The sequence below is a fragment of the Mesobacillus campisalis genome (assembly GCF_000986785.1).
In the GTDB taxonomy this organism is placed as follows: Bacteria; Bacillota; Bacilli; order Bacillales; family Cytobacillaceae; genus Mesobacillus_B; species Mesobacillus_B campisalis.
Window position 1 is genome coordinate 1 of the sequence record NZ_LAYY01000042.1, and the last position, 15,399, is coordinate 15,399.

At 46.0% G+C, this 15,399-nt stretch carries 13 protein-coding genes; 1 reads left to right on the top strand and 12 read right to left on the bottom strand.

Annotation, left to right across the window (positions count from 1 at the left end):
• On the top strand, positions 1-502 hold a 502-nt coding region (locus WQ57_RS21200), incomplete at its 5' end, for an IS3 family transposase (protein WP_046525742.1).
• A 109-nt stretch (positions 503-611) separates the two neighbouring features.
• Here the strand turns inward: WQ57_RS21200 and WQ57_RS21205 are convergent.
• From WQ57_RS21205 to WQ57_RS26345, 12 genes are all read right to left on the bottom strand, one after another.
• Positions 612-2,033: a DUF4179 domain-containing protein gene (locus WQ57_RS21205; protein WP_046525743.1), complete on the bottom strand. Its 1,422-nt coding sequence runs from the start codon at positions 2,031-2,033 to the stop codon at positions 612-614.
• Positions 2,026-2,565: a sigma-70 family RNA polymerase sigma factor gene (locus tag WQ57_RS21210; protein WP_052948847.1), complete on the bottom strand. Its 540-nt coding sequence runs from the start codon at positions 2,563-2,565 to the stop codon at positions 2,026-2,028. The genes WQ57_RS21205 and WQ57_RS21210 overlap by 8 nt, the downstream gene beginning before the upstream one ends.
• A 231-nt stretch (positions 2,566-2,796) precedes the next feature.
• Positions 2,797-4,167, bottom strand: coding sequence for a 23S rRNA (uracil(1939)-C(5))-methyltransferase RlmD (gene rlmD, locus WQ57_RS21215; protein ID WP_046525744.1), 1,371 nt, complete (start codon positions 4,165-4,167; stop codon positions 2,797-2,799).
• Between the two features lie 75 nt (positions 4,168-4,242).
• Positions 4,243-6,390, bottom strand: coding sequence for a DNA helicase RecQ (gene recQ, locus WQ57_RS21220; RefSeq protein WP_046525745.1), 2,148 nt, complete (start codon positions 6,388-6,390; stop codon positions 4,243-4,245).
• 154 nt (positions 6,391-6,544) lie between these two features.
• Positions 6,545-8,011, bottom strand: coding sequence for a nicotinate phosphoribosyltransferase (locus WQ57_RS21225; RefSeq protein WP_046525746.1), 1,467 nt, complete (start codon positions 8,009-8,011; stop codon positions 6,545-6,547).
• A 39-nt stretch (positions 8,012-8,050) separates the two neighbouring features.
• Entirely contained in the window at positions 8,051-8,599 is a 549-nt protein-coding gene (locus WQ57_RS21230; protein WP_046525747.1) for a cysteine hydrolase family protein, read from the bottom strand.
• Between the two features lie 111 nt (positions 8,600-8,710).
• Positions 8,711-9,667: a diacylglycerol kinase gene (locus WQ57_RS21235; protein ID WP_046525748.1), complete on the bottom strand. Its 957-nt coding sequence runs from the start codon at positions 9,665-9,667 to the stop codon at positions 8,711-8,713.
• Between the two features lie 276 nt (positions 9,668-9,943).
• Positions 9,944-11,371 carry an Asp-tRNA(Asn)/Glu-tRNA(Gln) amidotransferase subunit GatB gene (gene gatB, locus WQ57_RS21240; RefSeq protein WP_046525749.1) on the bottom strand — a complete coding sequence of 476 codons (1,428 nt, stop codon included), beginning with the start codon at positions 11,369-11,371 and terminating at the stop codon, positions 9,944-9,946.
• Between the two features lie 12 nt (positions 11,372-11,383).
• The gene (gatA, locus tag WQ57_RS21245; protein ID WP_046525750.1) at positions 11,384-12,841 is read right to left on the bottom strand and encodes an Asp-tRNA(Asn)/Glu-tRNA(Gln) amidotransferase subunit GatA; all 1,458 of its coding nucleotides are present in this window, start codon (positions 12,839-12,841) and stop codon (positions 11,384-11,386) included.
• Positions 12,842-12,853: 12 nt separating this feature from the next.
• Positions 12,854-13,144, bottom strand: coding sequence for an Asp-tRNA(Asn)/Glu-tRNA(Gln) amidotransferase subunit GatC (gene gatC / locus WQ57_RS21250; RefSeq protein WP_046525751.1), 291 nt, complete (start codon positions 13,142-13,144; stop codon positions 12,854-12,856).
• 186 nt (positions 13,145-13,330) lie between these two features.
• Positions 13,331-13,783, bottom strand: a complete 453-nt coding sequence (locus WQ57_RS21255) for a YueI family protein (RefSeq protein ID WP_046525752.1) — start codon at positions 13,781-13,783, stop codon at positions 13,331-13,333.
• A 171-nt stretch (positions 13,784-13,954) separates the two neighbouring features.
• A protein-coding gene (locus WQ57_RS26345) for an IS3 family transposase (protein WP_156183196.1) occupies positions 13,955-15,285 on the bottom strand; the annotation gives its coding sequence in 2 pieces (ribosomal slippage) (positions 13,955-14,898 and positions 14,898-15,285; 1,332 coding nt in all).
• Between the last annotated feature and the right edge of the window lie 114 nt (positions 15,286-15,399).

Sequence of the window (15,399 nt, forward strand, 5' to 3'; positions counted from 1 at the left end):
GGGAATCCCCTACAAAGTCCTCCTTACGGATATCACCTACCTATATTTTGGAAAAGGAAAAAGGGCTTATTTATCAACCATTATTGACGCTTCCACCAATGAAGTATTGGCTCATCAGGTCTCCGATCGAGTTACTCTTGATATCGCTACGGATACACTTAAGAAGTTAAAAAGAACGAGGAAGATTAAACTGGCTAAAGGAGCTTATATACACTCTGACCAGGGAGGTCACTATACTAGCCCTGTTTATCAAAAGCTGGTGAAAAAAATCAGGTTGGGACAATCCATGTCCAGGAGGGGGAACTGTTGGGACAACGCCCCACAGGAATCATTCTTTGGTCATTTTAAGGACCTGGCTGATATAAAATCATGTGAAACCTTAGAAGAGCTTAAACAAGAAGTGAAAGCTGCAATCCACTACTACAATCACTACAGATATCAATGGAATATGAAAAAGATGACCCCTGTTGAATACAGAGATCATCTTCTTAAAGTAGCGTAGCTTTTTTTAAAATGTCCTTTACAAAGGGTACAGATTAATCTGGAGCCTGCTTCTTCTTTTAAAACCACTGTGTTAAGTGTATCTGACAATGCATGGGATACTGGCGGGTTTAGTCATTTTCCATTGGAAGTTGAACAGTAATTGGTTTTAATTCCTTAGATGGGATAAAGCTTGAAAAATCAAAAAGCAACATTGTATTTTCCAGCTTAAAATTCTCTATCCTTTCTTCTCCGTTTAAGTCAAAAGTAGATTGGAAGTGTGCTGTTGCCTTATCAATCATTTTTACTTTATTAAATGGAATACCATGGTTTTTAGGTGTCCATGGATTTTCCGGGTCGATCTTCTTTATATAATCCTTATCAACCAACCAGAAAAGGTATTCCAAGTTATGATTGATTGTTTCAAGTTTATCTTCACTCAAATTCTTCGGAAGCCCTGTAATTTGATAATCTATTACCAATTTCCCGCTTGTTTGAGTAACATCATTTACCTGCAGGCCTAAATCGAACCGTGTACTTTTCAAGGTGAAAGATTTACTACCCAAAAGCTGTTGAACTTTTGGGTCTGCTGCAGATAAGTGAGGATAAAAGGTAAGTGAAGTAATATCTGACTTAAGCTTTGTCATCTCTGTCCGAACGGTACTATGATATCCATCATCTTGTTTCGATTCCTCGAGATATGTTGGGTTTTCAAACGTATACACATTTCCTTTATTATCAACAGCCTTTTTTATATAAATATCATCACTCTTGTATTTCTCTACTGTCTCATAGATAAGCGAGGAGGATGCTTTTGCAGTAAGTATCTCTTTAATATTGATTTTCACCTCGTCTTCCGGATATGCTTGCTCCGTGTTAATAGCAAGTGTACTGTTTTTTTCCTGTTGAATTGGAATATCAAAATTCCATTCGCCTTTTATCCCGTTGATATTATGAATAGTAATAGGGAGCGTTGAATTTTCCTTAAATGATTTATAGGGATATGCCATTTTCCATTGAAAGATATACCCAGTTTCAACTTTCTTAATGTTATTTGATTTTCCCCGCAGCCACGGGTCATTGTCCCCTCTATAATGTTCAAAGTTTACATCAAAGCTTACTTCCCCTTTTTCGTTACCTCCCTTAACAACATTTTCATCTACAAATCCTGTAATTGATACCACATTGCCATCAAAGTAAGCACTGGTCAGTTTTACAGTTACCCCATTTCTTGTAAGTGATTGGTTTAACTCTGTAACTGCATCCTCGTTAGCTAATTCTACACCTGTTCGGTCATTAAATTCTTGAAAAACCCCCCCAAGTATAGGAGTATTAGCCAATACTTTATTCATTGCAGGACTAACAAAACCAGAGGCAAAGGTAATTCCAAGAAGAGCAGCTGCAGTTGCAGTTACAGTTACAGCAAGAACTTTCTTCCTTCTGGCCCTTCCGCCATGTTCGGTTTTATTTAGACCTTTATTAATTGCATCAAATACTTTCTCTTTTGGTACTGCTATTTGATCAATTGCACTTTTGATTTCCTTGTTATCCATGGCATTTGTCCTCCTCATTTTTATAGGACTTTTTTAACTCCGCTTTGCCCCTGCTTAAATATGTTTTAACGGTGCTCTCTGGTACTTCCATGATATTGCTGATTGTTTTAATCGAGTAATCGTAATAGTAAAAGAGAAAAATGGCTGTACGGTAAGTTTCTCTTAGCTGCTGAATTGCGCTTAATAGCTGTAAGGAGTCATCCATATTTGGATATGCCCGTTCTGGCAGGTTGGACATTATTTCATCACTTAACGGAACTACGTTGCTTTTTCTTTTTAACAATTGGGCTGAACACCGTATGATAATCTTCGTGAGCCAGGTCATAAAATACTCCGGGTTTTTCAACGAATGAATAGATGTAAAAGCCTGATAGGCTGTTTCCTGGACAACATCCAGCGCATCTTCTTCGTTATGTACATAGAGATAGGCAGTCCGATAGATTCTTTCATAATGTTGCTGAATCAGCTTCTCAAAGGCGCTTTTATTTCCTTTGATTGCTTTTTTTATAAGCTTTTGCCCTTCAATTTCCATCTTTTTTTAATCCCCCTTTACTAATTAGTGGAATGTATAATCAAGAAAAGTTTCAAAAAGTTAAGTATTTACTTAGAAAGCATATCATGGTATAAAATCCGAAGTTCAAAAAAATAAACAGAAACCATTTGTGGTTTCTGCTTAATAAATTCATCCAATCATAAGAGAGACACTGTTACAGTTCTGTAATGCTAAAGGAGCCTTATCCTCCAAGGGATAAGGCTCTAGTATTTACGCAATTACAATCTTCGCAACAGCTTCACAGTGCGTCGTCTGCGGGAACATGTCCACCGGCTGGACCTCGAGGGTCTTATAGCCGCCGTCTTCTAGAATCCTGAGATCCCGTGCAAGGGTGGCAGGGTTGCAGCTGACGTAGACGACTTTCTTTGGTTTCATTTCGATAATCGTCTTGAGAAGCGCTTCATCACAGCCTTTGCGCGGCGGGTCAACCATTAGTACATCAGCGGTGATGCCTTCACTATACCACTTCGGAATTACATCTTCCGCTTTGCCAACGGCGAATTCGGCATTGGCTATTTCATTCAGCTCCGCATTCCGCCTCGCATCTTCAATTGCTTCCGGAACGATTTCAACGCCGTATACTTTTTTCGCCTTCTGTGCCAGGAACAGTGAGATGGTGCCGATGCCGCAATACGCATCAATGACTGTTTCGCCGCCATTCAGTCCGGCATATTCCAATGCTTTGTCGTAGAGAACCTTTGTCTGATCCGGATTTACCTGGTAAAAGCTTAACGCTGAAATGGCAAACTTCACGCTGCCGATATAGTCGTAGATGACTTCCCTTCCCCATAGTACCTTTGTCTTGTCGCCCATGATGACATTGGTGCGCCTGGAATTGATATTATGAACGATTGATTTCACCTTTGGCAGCCGGTCCACAATCGCTTCCACCAGCTTATTTTTCTGGGGAAGGTCTGACGTTCTTGTGATCAGCACCACCATCAGCTCGCCCGTTTGCTTGCCATAGCGGGCCATGATATGGCGCAAATCACCTTTATGGGTTTCCTCATTGTACGGCTTGATACCCAGCTCAATGCAGATTTGCTTCACCGTCTGGATGGCCTCATTCACATCTGGAAGCTGGATCAAGCTTTCATTGCTGTCAACAATCTCATGGCTGCGCGGTTTAAAGAACCCGGCAACCAGCTTTCCATCCTTTTCCCCAACAGGAACCTGCGCCTTGTTCCGGTATTGCCAAGGATGTTCCATGCCAAGGACGGGATGGACTTTAACATCATCAAGCTTGCCGATACGGGCGAGCACCTGGCGCACCTGGTTTTCCTTGTACATGAGCTGGCCTTCATAGCCGATATGCTGAAGCTGGCAGCCGCCATACTTGTGGGCTTCCTCCTGGGAAACCTCAACACGGAAATGGCTTCGCTCCAGCAGCTCAACCAGCCGCCCGATCCCATACCCCTTGGTCGCCTTGATCACTTTAATATTGGCTTTTTCACCCGGGAGGCCTCCCGGGACAAACACAGGATAGCCGTCGACCTTGGCAACTCCTGCCCCGTCATGCGTCAAATCCTCAAAGATTACATCTATATATTCATTCTTTTGAACTGGATATGTTTGGCTCATTGTATCTTCCTTTGCAAAGAATTCATTAAGCACGATTTTATCATAACAGGCAGCGTATTGCGAAACGCTGGCGAGCTACGAGTTTTCCGCCAAGGACTTTTCCTGCTTGCGCAAATTGGTCAGGTGCACTTTAATCATAAAATAGCTGACTTCATCCGGCAGCAGCTCCTTGATTGGCTTAAGCCGGTCACGGCCCGCCTCAGCGACTGCATTTTCAATGAGCGGCACATACTTTTCCGGAACGAGCAGGCTGTAATCGACAGTTTTCCCGGACTGAATGCTCTGCATCAGGTGATTTTCAATCGTGCTGGCCGCCAGCTCGCGTTTAACGGCAATCTCGGCAACCGACAACCCTTCCTGGTGCAGCGCATACGTTTCGTGCATCGACTCGCTGGCGCTCTTTTTGGCCGGCTTTGCTGGCGGGACCAGTGCAGCAGCGGCCGGTTCCCTGTCTGGATGCTGGACACAAAAAGCCTTAATGGCTTCTATAAAGGCTGCTCCATATTTCTCAAGCTTGTTCTGGCCAACACCGCTCACCTGCAAAAATTCTTCCTCATCGTGAGGCAGCCGTGCGCACATGTCCTTTAGAGACGAGTCCGAAAAAATCACGAATGGCGGTACATGCTCTTTTTCGGCAATAGTTTTTCTTAGCTGGCGGAGCTCCTCAAACAGCGGGTCATCATTGGACACCTGGGTAACCTGGACAGCTTCTTTCCGGAACACAGGCTGCTGGCCGGTAAGCACTTCCTTCCCGGAAGATGTTACGTAAATGGTCGGGTACGTGCCGTGCTCAACGCCGATCAGATTCTCGGAAATCAGGAAATCGATCAGCTCGGTAACCTGTTTGGCGCTGTGGTCTTCCATGATGCCATACGTCGTCAGCTTATTGAATCCAAAGTCGAGGACTTTTTTGTTTTTTGAGCCGGTCAGGACACTTGCGGTCATGGCCTTGCCGTATTTCTGGCCCATGCGGATGATGCAGCTTAACACCATCTGCGCTTCCTTCGTCACTTCCACACTTGAGCGGGTATCTGTGCAATTTCCGCAGCGCCCGCATGGCTCGGCCTCTTTCTCGCCAAAGTACTCAATGATATGGGCCTGAAGGCAATTTTCCGTGTGGCAGTAACCGACCATTTGCTGCAGCTTTTCGAGTTCCTGGCTCATTCTTCCCTGGTCGGCAGACTGATCGATCAGGAAACGCTGGATCTGGACATCCTGCGGAGAGTACAGCAGCACACATTCACTAGGAAGCCCGTCACGGCCGGCACGGCCCGCTTCCTGGTAGTAGCTTTCCATATTCTTTGGCATTTGAAAATGAAGAACATACCGGATATTGGATTTATCGATTCCCATTCCAAATGCGGAAGTGGCGACCATGACGTCCGCCTCATCCATCAGGAACCGTTCCTGCTCCTTCGCGCGGTCTGCATCATTCATGCCTGCATGGTAGCGCGCGGCATTGAATTGTTCCTTCTTCAGCCATTCATAAAGCTGATCGACTGATTTCCTTGTAGCCGCATAGATAATGCCGGCTTCATTACGGTTCTCTTTAAGATAATTTTTAATGAACCTGCTGCGGTCCTGCCCTTTTATAACCGAAAAAGAGAGGTTGGTCCGTTCAAAACCGGTAAGGACAGAGTTATTCTGGTCAATATGCAGGGAGTAGCAAATGTCTTCCTTTACCTTCGGTGTGGCGGTTGCAGTCAGCGCGAGCACCACCGGGTTTCCCGGGAGGTTGTCCACCATGCGGGCAATCTGCAGATAGCTTGGACGGAAGTCATGCCCCCATTGCGAAACACAGTGCGCTTCATCAACAGCTACCAGCGGGATTTCTATATGCCTTAAGGTTTCCTGGAACTCATATGATTCGAGGCGTTCAGGGGCGACATATAAAAGCTTGTATCGGCCATTCATGGCGTTGTCCATTATTTCCCCAGCTTCCCGAGCACTAAGCGAGCTATTGATATAGGCAGCTGGAATACCCAGCTGATGCAAGGCATCAACCTGGTCCTTCATCAGGGAAATGAGCGGAGAGATCACTAGTGTGGTTCCGGGCAGCATTAGGGCGGGAATTTGATAAACAATCGACTTACCGCCGCCGGTCGGCATGATGCAGACTGTATTGCGGCGATCAAGCACAGACGAGATGGCCTGCTCCTGGCCTTTCCGAAATTCAGGGTAGCCAAAGTAGGTTTGCAGAAGTTCACGGGCTTTTTCTATCAAAATGACGGGCTCCTTTCTGAAATAAAATATCGCGGGGAAATTGCGAAGAATAAAGTAGAGAGGGGTTTTGCCTTATTTTATCATAGTTTGGACTGCCGCTGCTCCACATAAAAACAAAGCCAGTGTGACCCTTTCACACTGGCTTTGCAGTTCGCTACCCTTTTAGCGCATCCACCGTCTTCCTGACTTCTTCAATATTGCGCATTTTGTTATCCCAGCACTTCTGGCTGAGGTCGACTGGATATTCTTCAGGGTTGAGAGAGCGCTGGTATTCATCCCACAGCAAATTCAGGGATTCTTCCGAGTAGGCTCTGATTTCTTCGATATCAGGCAGTTCATAGACGCACTGGCCGCCCACAAATACATCTTTTTGCAGGTCTTTCGCTTCGAAATTCGTGACAAACTTGCTGATATAAGTATGGACAGGATGGAACATTTTCAGCCGCTCTTCATTCTGCGGGTTTTCTTCTTCAAGCGCGATGTAATCACCTTCTGATTTGCCATTGCTTGAATTGATGATCCGGTATACCTTTTTCAGGCCTGGAGTGGTGACTTTTTCAGGGTTGGAGGAAATTTTGATGGTATCCTCCATCTGGCCGCTGTCCCCTTCAATGGAAACGAGCTTATAGACCGCTCCCAATGCCGGCTGGTCAAAAGCGGTGATCAGCTTCGTTCCGATTCCCCATGTATCAATTTTTGCTCCCTGGGCCTTAAGGTTCATGATTGTATATTCGTCAAGGTCGCTGGAAGCAACGATTTTGGTCTCGGTGAACCCTGCCTCGTCCAGCAGTCTCCTGGCCTCCTTTGACAGGTAGGCCAGGTCGCCGCTGTCCAGGCGGATGCCGGAGAAGTTGATTTTATCGCCGAATTCGCGGGCAACCCGAATCGCATTCGGAACCCCGGATTTCAGCGTATCATATGTATCGACCAAGAACACGCAGTCCTTGTGCGTGCTGGCATACTTATAAAAAGATTCATACTCATTGCGGTAAGCCTGGACCATCGAATGCGCATGCGTCCCTGCTACCGGGATGCCGAAAAGCTTTCCTGCCCTGACATTGCTGGTCGCTTCAAAGCCGGCAATATAGGCAGCGCGGGCGCCCCATAAGGCTGCGTCCAGTTCCTGGGCCCGCCGGGAACCAAATTCCATCGCCACTTCGTCGCCGAGCACATGCTTGATCCGTGACGCCTTGGTGGCGATCAGCGTCTGGAAATTGACGATATTCAGAAGAACGGTCTCAATCAGCTGCGCCTCTCCAAGCGGAGCATCCACCCGGACGAGCGGCTCGCCAGCAAATACAATTTCCCCTTCCCGCATGGAACGGATGCTTCCAGTGAACCTAAGGTTCGAAAGATAATCAAGAAAATCTTCCTGATAGCCGCATTGTGTTCGCAAATATTCTATATCATCCTCTGTGAACCGGAACTGTTTGATAACCTCCACAATCCGCTCAAGCCCTGCAAAGACGGCATATCCATTTCCGAAAGGCAGCTTCCGGAAGAAAAGCTCAAATACAGCCTTCCGATTGTGGAATCCATCACGCCAATATGTTTCCATCATATTGATCTGATACAGATCGGTGTGGAGCATAAAACTATCGTCACTGAATCTTGTTGCCATTGTCATTACCCCCATATTACAACTGTTTCTCTGCTGCAGTTATTTTACCACGGCCCCCATCGCACCTTCAAAATGCCCTAGTGCCCATTCATGGCCATTCTGGTTAAAAGAAGCTACCGCTTCCCTGTGAATCACTATCTTAAATCCGCGGTTATAGGCATCCACCGCTGTATGGAGAACACAAATATCGGTACAGACGCCTACAAGATGAAGCTCAGTGACGCCGCGCTCCCTCAGTTTGATTTCGAGATCTGTGCCGGCAAAAGCTGAATAGCGCGTTTTGTCCAGGTACAGGACATGTTCAATATCTTTGTTGTTTTCGTATACCACTTTTAGGCTACCAAACAAATCACGGCCTTTTGTCCCTCTGATATTATGGGGAGGGTATAGCTTGGTTTCCGGATGGAATTCGTCTCCTTCGTCATGGACATCAATTGCAAACACGACCAAATCTCCGTTTTCAATAAACTCCTTGGTGAGGGATACGATTCTCCCTTCGATTTGCTGACCTGGCTCTCCACAGGTGAGTGCTCCATCATCAGCGACAAAATCATATGTATAATCGATATTAATCAATGCCTTTCCCATGCAAAGCCCTCCAACCTCAAGGTTTTAATTAGTATTACCCTCTATTTTCTTAGAATCCCGGCACAAGCGCAAATTTTTGAACCGTCCAGCCACGAAAAAAGACCGCATCCTTTAAGGCGCAGTCTGGTTACGGTCGTCAGCATTTAGATCAAGCAAATCCGGGCGGTCTTCCGGACGGATTTCATCGAGCGGGACCAGCACTTCAATATGGCGATACAGGTTCTCAAACTCCGCTGGCAGGTTGCCTCCGTATTCCCCATCCAAATTCAGCTGGACGGTTTCCTTGGACCGGACCTTAATCCGGTTCGCCTTTGTATAAATGACATTGGGATCATGTATATGTTCCCCTCTGAGTGCCAGCGTGGCAATCCGGATAAAATCCGCCAGATTGGTCTTTTTTAGAATCAACAATGAGAACATTCCGTCGTTGATCGACGCATTTGGCGCCAGCCTTTCAAAGCCCCCTACCGAATTGGTAAGACCAACAAGGAACAGCATGGCCTCGCCTTCGTAAAGCTTTCCATCATACTCAATGCTTACCTCCGTCGCCCGGATTGATGGCAGCATTTCGATGCCTTTCAGATAATAGGCGAGCTGGCCAATCACCGTCTTTAGCTTGCTTGGCACTTCGTAAGTCAATTCAGTCAGGCGGCCGCCCCCGGCAATGTTGATGAAATATTTATCATTGATTCTGCCGACATCGACAGGGATGGTCTCCCCACGGACAATGATATCAACAGCGGCATCAATATCACGCGGAACATGGATTGCCCGCGCAAAGTCATTGGTGGTTCCGGTGGGGATTATGCCGATTTTCGGGCGGTATTCCTGCTCGGCGATGCCGTTGATCACTTCATTGATGGTACCGTCCCCACCGGCAGCAATCACAAGGTCATAACGCCGCTCAACAGCGACCCTTGCTGCATTCGTGGCATCACCTTCCCCGCTTGTTGCATGGCATGAAGTTTCATACCCGGCTGCCTCCAGCTTCGCCAGGACTGAAGCAAGACTTCTTTTAAAAATTTCCCGTCCTGAAGTTGGATTATAAATAATTCGTGCTCTTTTCATTCCCATCATCCTATGAACTAAATTTTCGTCCTTATAGTCTTTAACATCATAGCCTAAAAGAGTTGTGGCAGGCAATTTCTAGGCCAGTAAATGCGCCTCAAACTCCATTATATGGCAATTTGGTGTCTTGTACAACTTTCCTCTTATACCCTATTTCGCAGCATTTTGTCGAAGTAACAGGAAAAAATTCTTTTTCCCGGGAAATATGCTGTCGATTTTCGACCTCAATGAAAAATTAAACAAAGCTGGCCAATTTCTCAGCCAGCTGTCATAATTCTATCTTTTATTTAACTCTTGCACCAAAAGCTTGTTGACCAATGGCGGGTTTGCCTGGCCTTTCGTTGCCTTCATGATTTGGCCGACAAGGAAGCCTTTTGCCTTATCTTTGCCGCCTTTGAAATCGGCAACAGATTGCGGATTGGCATCGATGATTTCAGAAATGATTTTCAGAAGGGCGCCTTCGTCGGAAATCTGGACAAGTCCTTTTTCTTTGACGATTGCTTCAGCATCGCCGCCTTTTTCAATCAATTCCTTGAAGACAGTCTTGGCAATCTTGGAGGAGATCGTGCCATTTTCAATCAGCTTGATCATTCCGGCCAGACCTTCAGCTGTCAAAGGAACTTCGTGGAGCTCCTTGCCCTCCGCATTCAGGTATCCGGAAACATCGCCCATCAGCCAATTGGAGGCCTGCTTGGCATCAGCTCCTGCTGCAACGACCGATTCAAAGAAATCAGCCATTTCCTTGGTTACAGTCAGCACATTGGCGTCATAGGATGGCAGCCCCCAATCCTCGATATACCGCTTCTTGCGGGCATCCGGCAGCTCAGGAATTTCCGCAGCGATCCTTGCTTTCCATTCTTCATCAATGTAAAAATCGGGAAGGTCCGGCTCAGGGAAATAGCGGTAATCCTCGGACCCCTCCTTGACGCGCATCAGCAAAGTCGTATTGGTCGCCTCGTCAAAGCGGCGTGTCTCCTGCTGGATGACACCCCCGGCATCAAGGACTTCCGCCTGGCGCTTTTCTTCGTACTCAAGGCCTTTGCGTACAAAATTGAAGGAGTTCAAGTTCTTCAATTCCGTCTTGGTGCCGAATTCCTTCTGTCCAACCGGACGGATGGAGATATTGGCATCGCATCGCAGTGACCCTTCTTCCATCTTGCAGTCGGAAACGCCCGTATACTGAATGATGGATTTCAGTTTCTCAAGAAAGGCATACGCTTCCTCTGGAGTGCGGATATCCGGCTCGGAAACAATCTCTACCAGGGGTGTGCCCTGGCGATTGTAGTCCACGAGGGAGTAGCCGCTGCCATGTGTCAGCTTTCCGGCATCTTCCTCCATATGAATGCGCGTAATGCCGATCTTTTTCTTTTCTCCGTTGACTTCGATCTCCACCCAGCCATTTTCACCTATCGGCTTGTCAAACTGGGAAATCTGGAAGGCTTTCGGATTGTCCGGGTAAAAGTAGTTTTTGCGGTCGAACTTTGTTTCTGTTGCTATTTCGCAATTCAGGGCGATACAAGCTTTCATCGCATAATCAATCGCTTTTTTATTTACGACTGGCAAAACGCCAGGATATGCCAGGTCAATGACCGTTGTATTTGTATTTGGCTCTGCGCCAAAGTGGTTCGGACTGCTTGAGAATATTTTTGAATCTGTTTTCAGCTCAACATGGACCTCAAGTCCAATCACCGTTTCATACTTCATGTTCCTCACCCCTTACAATTGTGGTTTTTGTTTATGGTAGTCAGTCGCCTGCTCGAACGCATGGGCAACACGGTAGACAGTGCTTTCGTCATAATGGTTCCCAATGATTTGCAAGCCCAGCGGCAGTCCGCCGGCAAAGCCGCATGGAACCGAGATTCCCGGAACTCCTGCTAGATTGACCGGAATTGTTAAAATATCGTTCGCATACATTGTAAGTGGATCATCGATTTTCTCGCCCACCCTAAAGGCCGGAGTCGGGGCAGTCGGTCCAATGACTACATCATAGTCTTTAAAGATTTCATCAAAGTCCTTCTTGATCAAATGGCGGACTTTTTGGGCCTTTTTGTAGTAAGCATCATAATAGCCTGAACTTAAGGCAAAGGTCCCCAGCATGATCCGGCGCTTTACTTCTTCCCCAAATCCTTCTGCACGGGTCTTTTTATACATATCAATCAGGTTCTGGGCATCCTGGGTGCGATAGCCGTAGCGGACTCCATCAAAGCGCGCCAGGTTGGCGGACGCTTCGGAAGATGATAGCAAATAGTAGGTTGCAAGGGCATATTTGGAATGCGGAAGTGAAACTTCCTCCCATTCAGCTCCCAGCTTCCCCAGGACTTTCAGTGCCTCCAATACCGATTGCCTAACCTCCTGGCTGACGCCTTCACCAAGGTATTCCTTCGGCACAGCGATTTTCAATCCCTTTACATCGCCCGACAACTTACTTACATAGTCAGGAATGTCGACATTGGCTGAAGTAGAATCCATTGAATCATGGCCGGCAATTGCCTGCAGCAAATAAGCATTGTCCTCGACAGTGCGTGTGATAGGGCCGATTTGATCAAGCGAGGAAGCAAAAGCTACCAGGCCGTAGCGCGATACAAGACCATACGTCGGCTTCATGCCGACGACGCCGCAATAGGAGGCCGGCTGGCGAATCGAACCACCTGTGTCCGAACCAAGCGAGAAAAGAACTTCGCCTGCCGCAACCGATGCAGCAGAACCCCCGGAAGATCCGCCCGGAACAGTGTCCAGGTTCCAAGGATTGCGGGTTACCTGGTAATGGGAGTTTTCATTGGAAGAGCCCATCGCAAACTCGTCCATGTTCAATTTTCCAATCGTAACGGTCTCTGCCTCATGCAGTTTTCCCATTACGGTCGCATCATAAATAGGGTCAAAGTTTTCAAGAATCTTGCTGGCGCAAGTGGTTCTCAGGTTCTTTGTGACAATGTTGTCCTTGATGCCAATCGGCATGCCAAAGAGCAGGCCTTTTCCTTCCCCTAGCGCAAGCTTATCATCAAGCGCTTTTGCTTTGGCCCGTGCCCTTTCCTCATCAAGTGTCAAAAAGGCCTGAACCTTTCCTTCCACTTCATTTATGCGTTTAAAGGATTGATCTGCAAGGTCAGATACACTAATTTCTTTCTTATGTAATAGCTGGTGCAGCTCGGATACCTTATGTTCAAATAAACTCATTGTTTCCCCTCCTTATTCAATAATCGCTGGCACTTTAATCTGGCCATCCTGGTGGTCCGGCGCATTTTTCAGTACCTCTTCGTTGGAAAGCCCCGGCTTGGCGACATCCTCGCGCATTACATTTTTAATATCCAGGACATGCGAAATCGGCTCGACACCTTCTGTATCCACCTCATTCAACAGCTCCGCAAACGTAATGATCTTATCAAGCTGCTCTGTTAATTTATCCGCTTCTTCCTCCGTTACCGCCAGCCTGGCCAAATGGGCAACATGTTTAACCTGATCTATTGAAATTCTTGACATATTCAGCCACCTCCTTAAAAATTCGCACAATGGGCAATTATCTTTGATAATAGCAGACTTTTCTACGGTAAAGCAATACGAAACCCGCTCTTGGCGCCCTTTTATATGGCCTGCGTGCTGATTGCCTGAATCCTCCATAAAAAAACAAGGGCTGCACCGGATTAGTTCCGATACAGCTTCATGCCATTATTTTTTACCGAACAGTGTTTTCACTTTTGAAAGCAATCCTTTTCCTTCTGTATCAGCCTTCATTTGCACAACAGGCTTTTTCCTTTTCACAAGCGTAATCTCTTCCTTGTCGATGGCATGGTCGTATGCCAGGACGAGGCCATACTCGGAATTATACTCTTTGTTGGTCACAATCGTATAGGCGATTCCCTGGTCCTCGGCTGCCTTAATATATTTGGACAAGGCGGAGTACGGGATATTTCCATTCAAATAAAGATGAGCCTCGCTGTTCTCCATGAAAATCATTCCAAGTTCAGGCTGAACCTTTTTTCCCATTACTTCACCCTGGGTCAGGGCTACCACGACCCTCTCGCGAAGCGTTCCCAAAAAGCGGCGCCGCTCTGCGGGCTTGATTTCCTTTGGCCCATGGATTCCCTGCTGCAAGTAGTCATCCACATTCTGCTTGCCCATTCCATCACCTCCGCGTGATTCACCTATTATTATGTATATAGTCCTGAAGCTGTGCAGGGCCCAATCTCTTTATAGTTCAATTTTAACCTATCTTTTATAAAAAAAAACCTTCTTCCGGATTTGAACTATGCCCTATAAAGTGGACGGTTTAAAAAAGCACCTGTAAGAATTTTATGCAGCTAACAGATGACTCCGGTACTGTGCCGGGGTCATCTTATTTAGAGTCCATTGATAACGCTCGTTATTGTATTCCTCAATATAACCTCCAATGATTCTTTTAAGCTCATTGAATGTTTGACACTCCGCATAGTCAACTTCATCCTTAAAATGCCCAAAGAAGGATTCCATTGGAGCATTATCCCAACAATTTCCCTTACGGGACATAGACTGGATAAGCTTCATTTTCTTAACCCTTTTCTGAAATTCAGGGTGCGTGTAATGAAATCCCTGATCGGAATGGAGGATGGCACCAGGATGGACCATTCCCTTAAAAGATTGACCTAGTTTCTTCAGTGTATGATAAACAATGTCCATCTTAAGATTGGTGGACAGGTGATAAGCGACGATTTCCCTTGTGGATACGTCTTTGACACATGAAAGGTAAGCCGGACGCCCGGATCCGTAGTAAACATAGGTGATGTCTGTAAGGTATACTTTGCCGGGTACATCCTGTCCGAACTCTCTATTGAGTATGTTTGGAAGAGCCTTGTGTTCCTGATTGGCCTTTGCCATTTTCCTATAGGGATTCATCTGCCTGATTTTCGTTACGAGGTTGAATTTCCTCATAATCCGGCGGATCTTCTTATGATTCATTATTACATTTTTATCGTTCTCTAGAATCATCTTAATTACAAGGGTTCCGGCTCTCCCTTTCTTATAATCAAAGATTTCCTTGATTAACTCATAATCCTTCCAATCATTTTCTAGCCTCTCAGCCCTCTTGTGGTCAGCCTTAATCCAGGTGTAATAACCACTTCTACTTACACCAGCCATCTTACATAAGTAGGTAACCATCCGTGGAATCCGATATTTACGAATGATTTGTTCGATAAGCGTGAATTTCTCTGATTTCGTTACTTTCTCTTCTTTGATGCCTGCCTTTCGAGTTCGTCTAACTTTTTTAGGAATTCAAGTTCAGCCTCCAAATACTTAATACGAGCTTCAGCTTTCCTTAGATTGTCTTCAACTGAGACCTCCTCTGAGGTAGGCCTCCCAGTACTTCCTTTTCCTCTTCGTTCTGTAAGGAACCCTTCTTCCCCAAATTGTTTAAAAGTTTTCCTCCACCTCTTCAGGCAGGATCTAGGTTTTTCCGCCCCGATTATTTCGATTTCAAAACCGTTTTCTATAAATATTTGAGAGGGAGCTTTCCCTTCAAGGTTTTCTTTAACGGCCTTAATTTTGAACGCTGGTGTATAAGCAATTGACCTTTCAGAAACATGGTCAACATTCTCATTGTTCTCCAACAGTTTCATTTGATGTTCATTGAATATTATTTTACTCATTTCGTTCCTCCGTCTATATCCCTGATTTGATTATAAACGGGCTAGGTCATTATAGACACAAAAAACCCGAATAACGGGCTTTTTCAAAGCGTCCATTATTCGGGGTATAGTTCA

Excerpts from the sequence above, each read along its gene's own strand:
- WQ57_RS21210 (WP_052948847.1), bottom strand. The coding sequence starts at position 2,565 with ATGGAAATTGAAGGGCAAAAGCTTATAAAAAAAGCAATCAAAGGAAAT.
- gatB (WP_046525749.1), bottom strand. The coding sequence starts at position 11,371 with ATGAAGTATGAAACGGTGATTGGACTTGAGGTCCATGTTGAGCTGAAA.
- WQ57_RS21225 (WP_046525746.1), bottom strand. The coding sequence starts at position 8,011 with ATGGCAACAAGATTCAGTGACGATAGTTTTATGCTCCACACCGATCTG.
- WQ57_RS21230 (WP_046525747.1), bottom strand. The coding sequence starts at position 8,599 with ATGGGAAAGGCATTGATTAATATCGATTATACATATGATTTTGTCGCT.
- WQ57_RS21205 (WP_046525743.1), bottom strand. The coding sequence starts at position 2,033 with ATGGATAACAAGGAAATCAAAAGTGCAATTGATCAAATAGCAGTACCA.
- WQ57_RS21255 (WP_046525752.1), bottom strand. The coding sequence starts at position 13,783 with ATGGGCAAGCAGAATGTGGATGACTACTTGCAGCAGGGAATCCATGGG.
- rlmD (WP_046525744.1), bottom strand. The coding sequence starts at position 4,167 with ATGAGCCAAACATATCCAGTTCAAAAGAATGAATATATAGATGTAATC.
- gatA (WP_046525750.1), bottom strand. The coding sequence starts at position 12,841 with ATGAGTTTATTTGAACATAAGGTATCCGAGCTGCACCAGCTATTACAT.
- WQ57_RS21235 (WP_046525748.1), bottom strand. The coding sequence starts at position 9,667 with ATGAAAAGAGCACGAATTATTTATAATCCAACTTCAGGACGGGAAATT.
- gatC (WP_046525751.1), bottom strand. The coding sequence starts at position 13,144 with ATGTCAAGAATTTCAATAGATCAGGTTAAACATGTTGCCCATTTGGCC.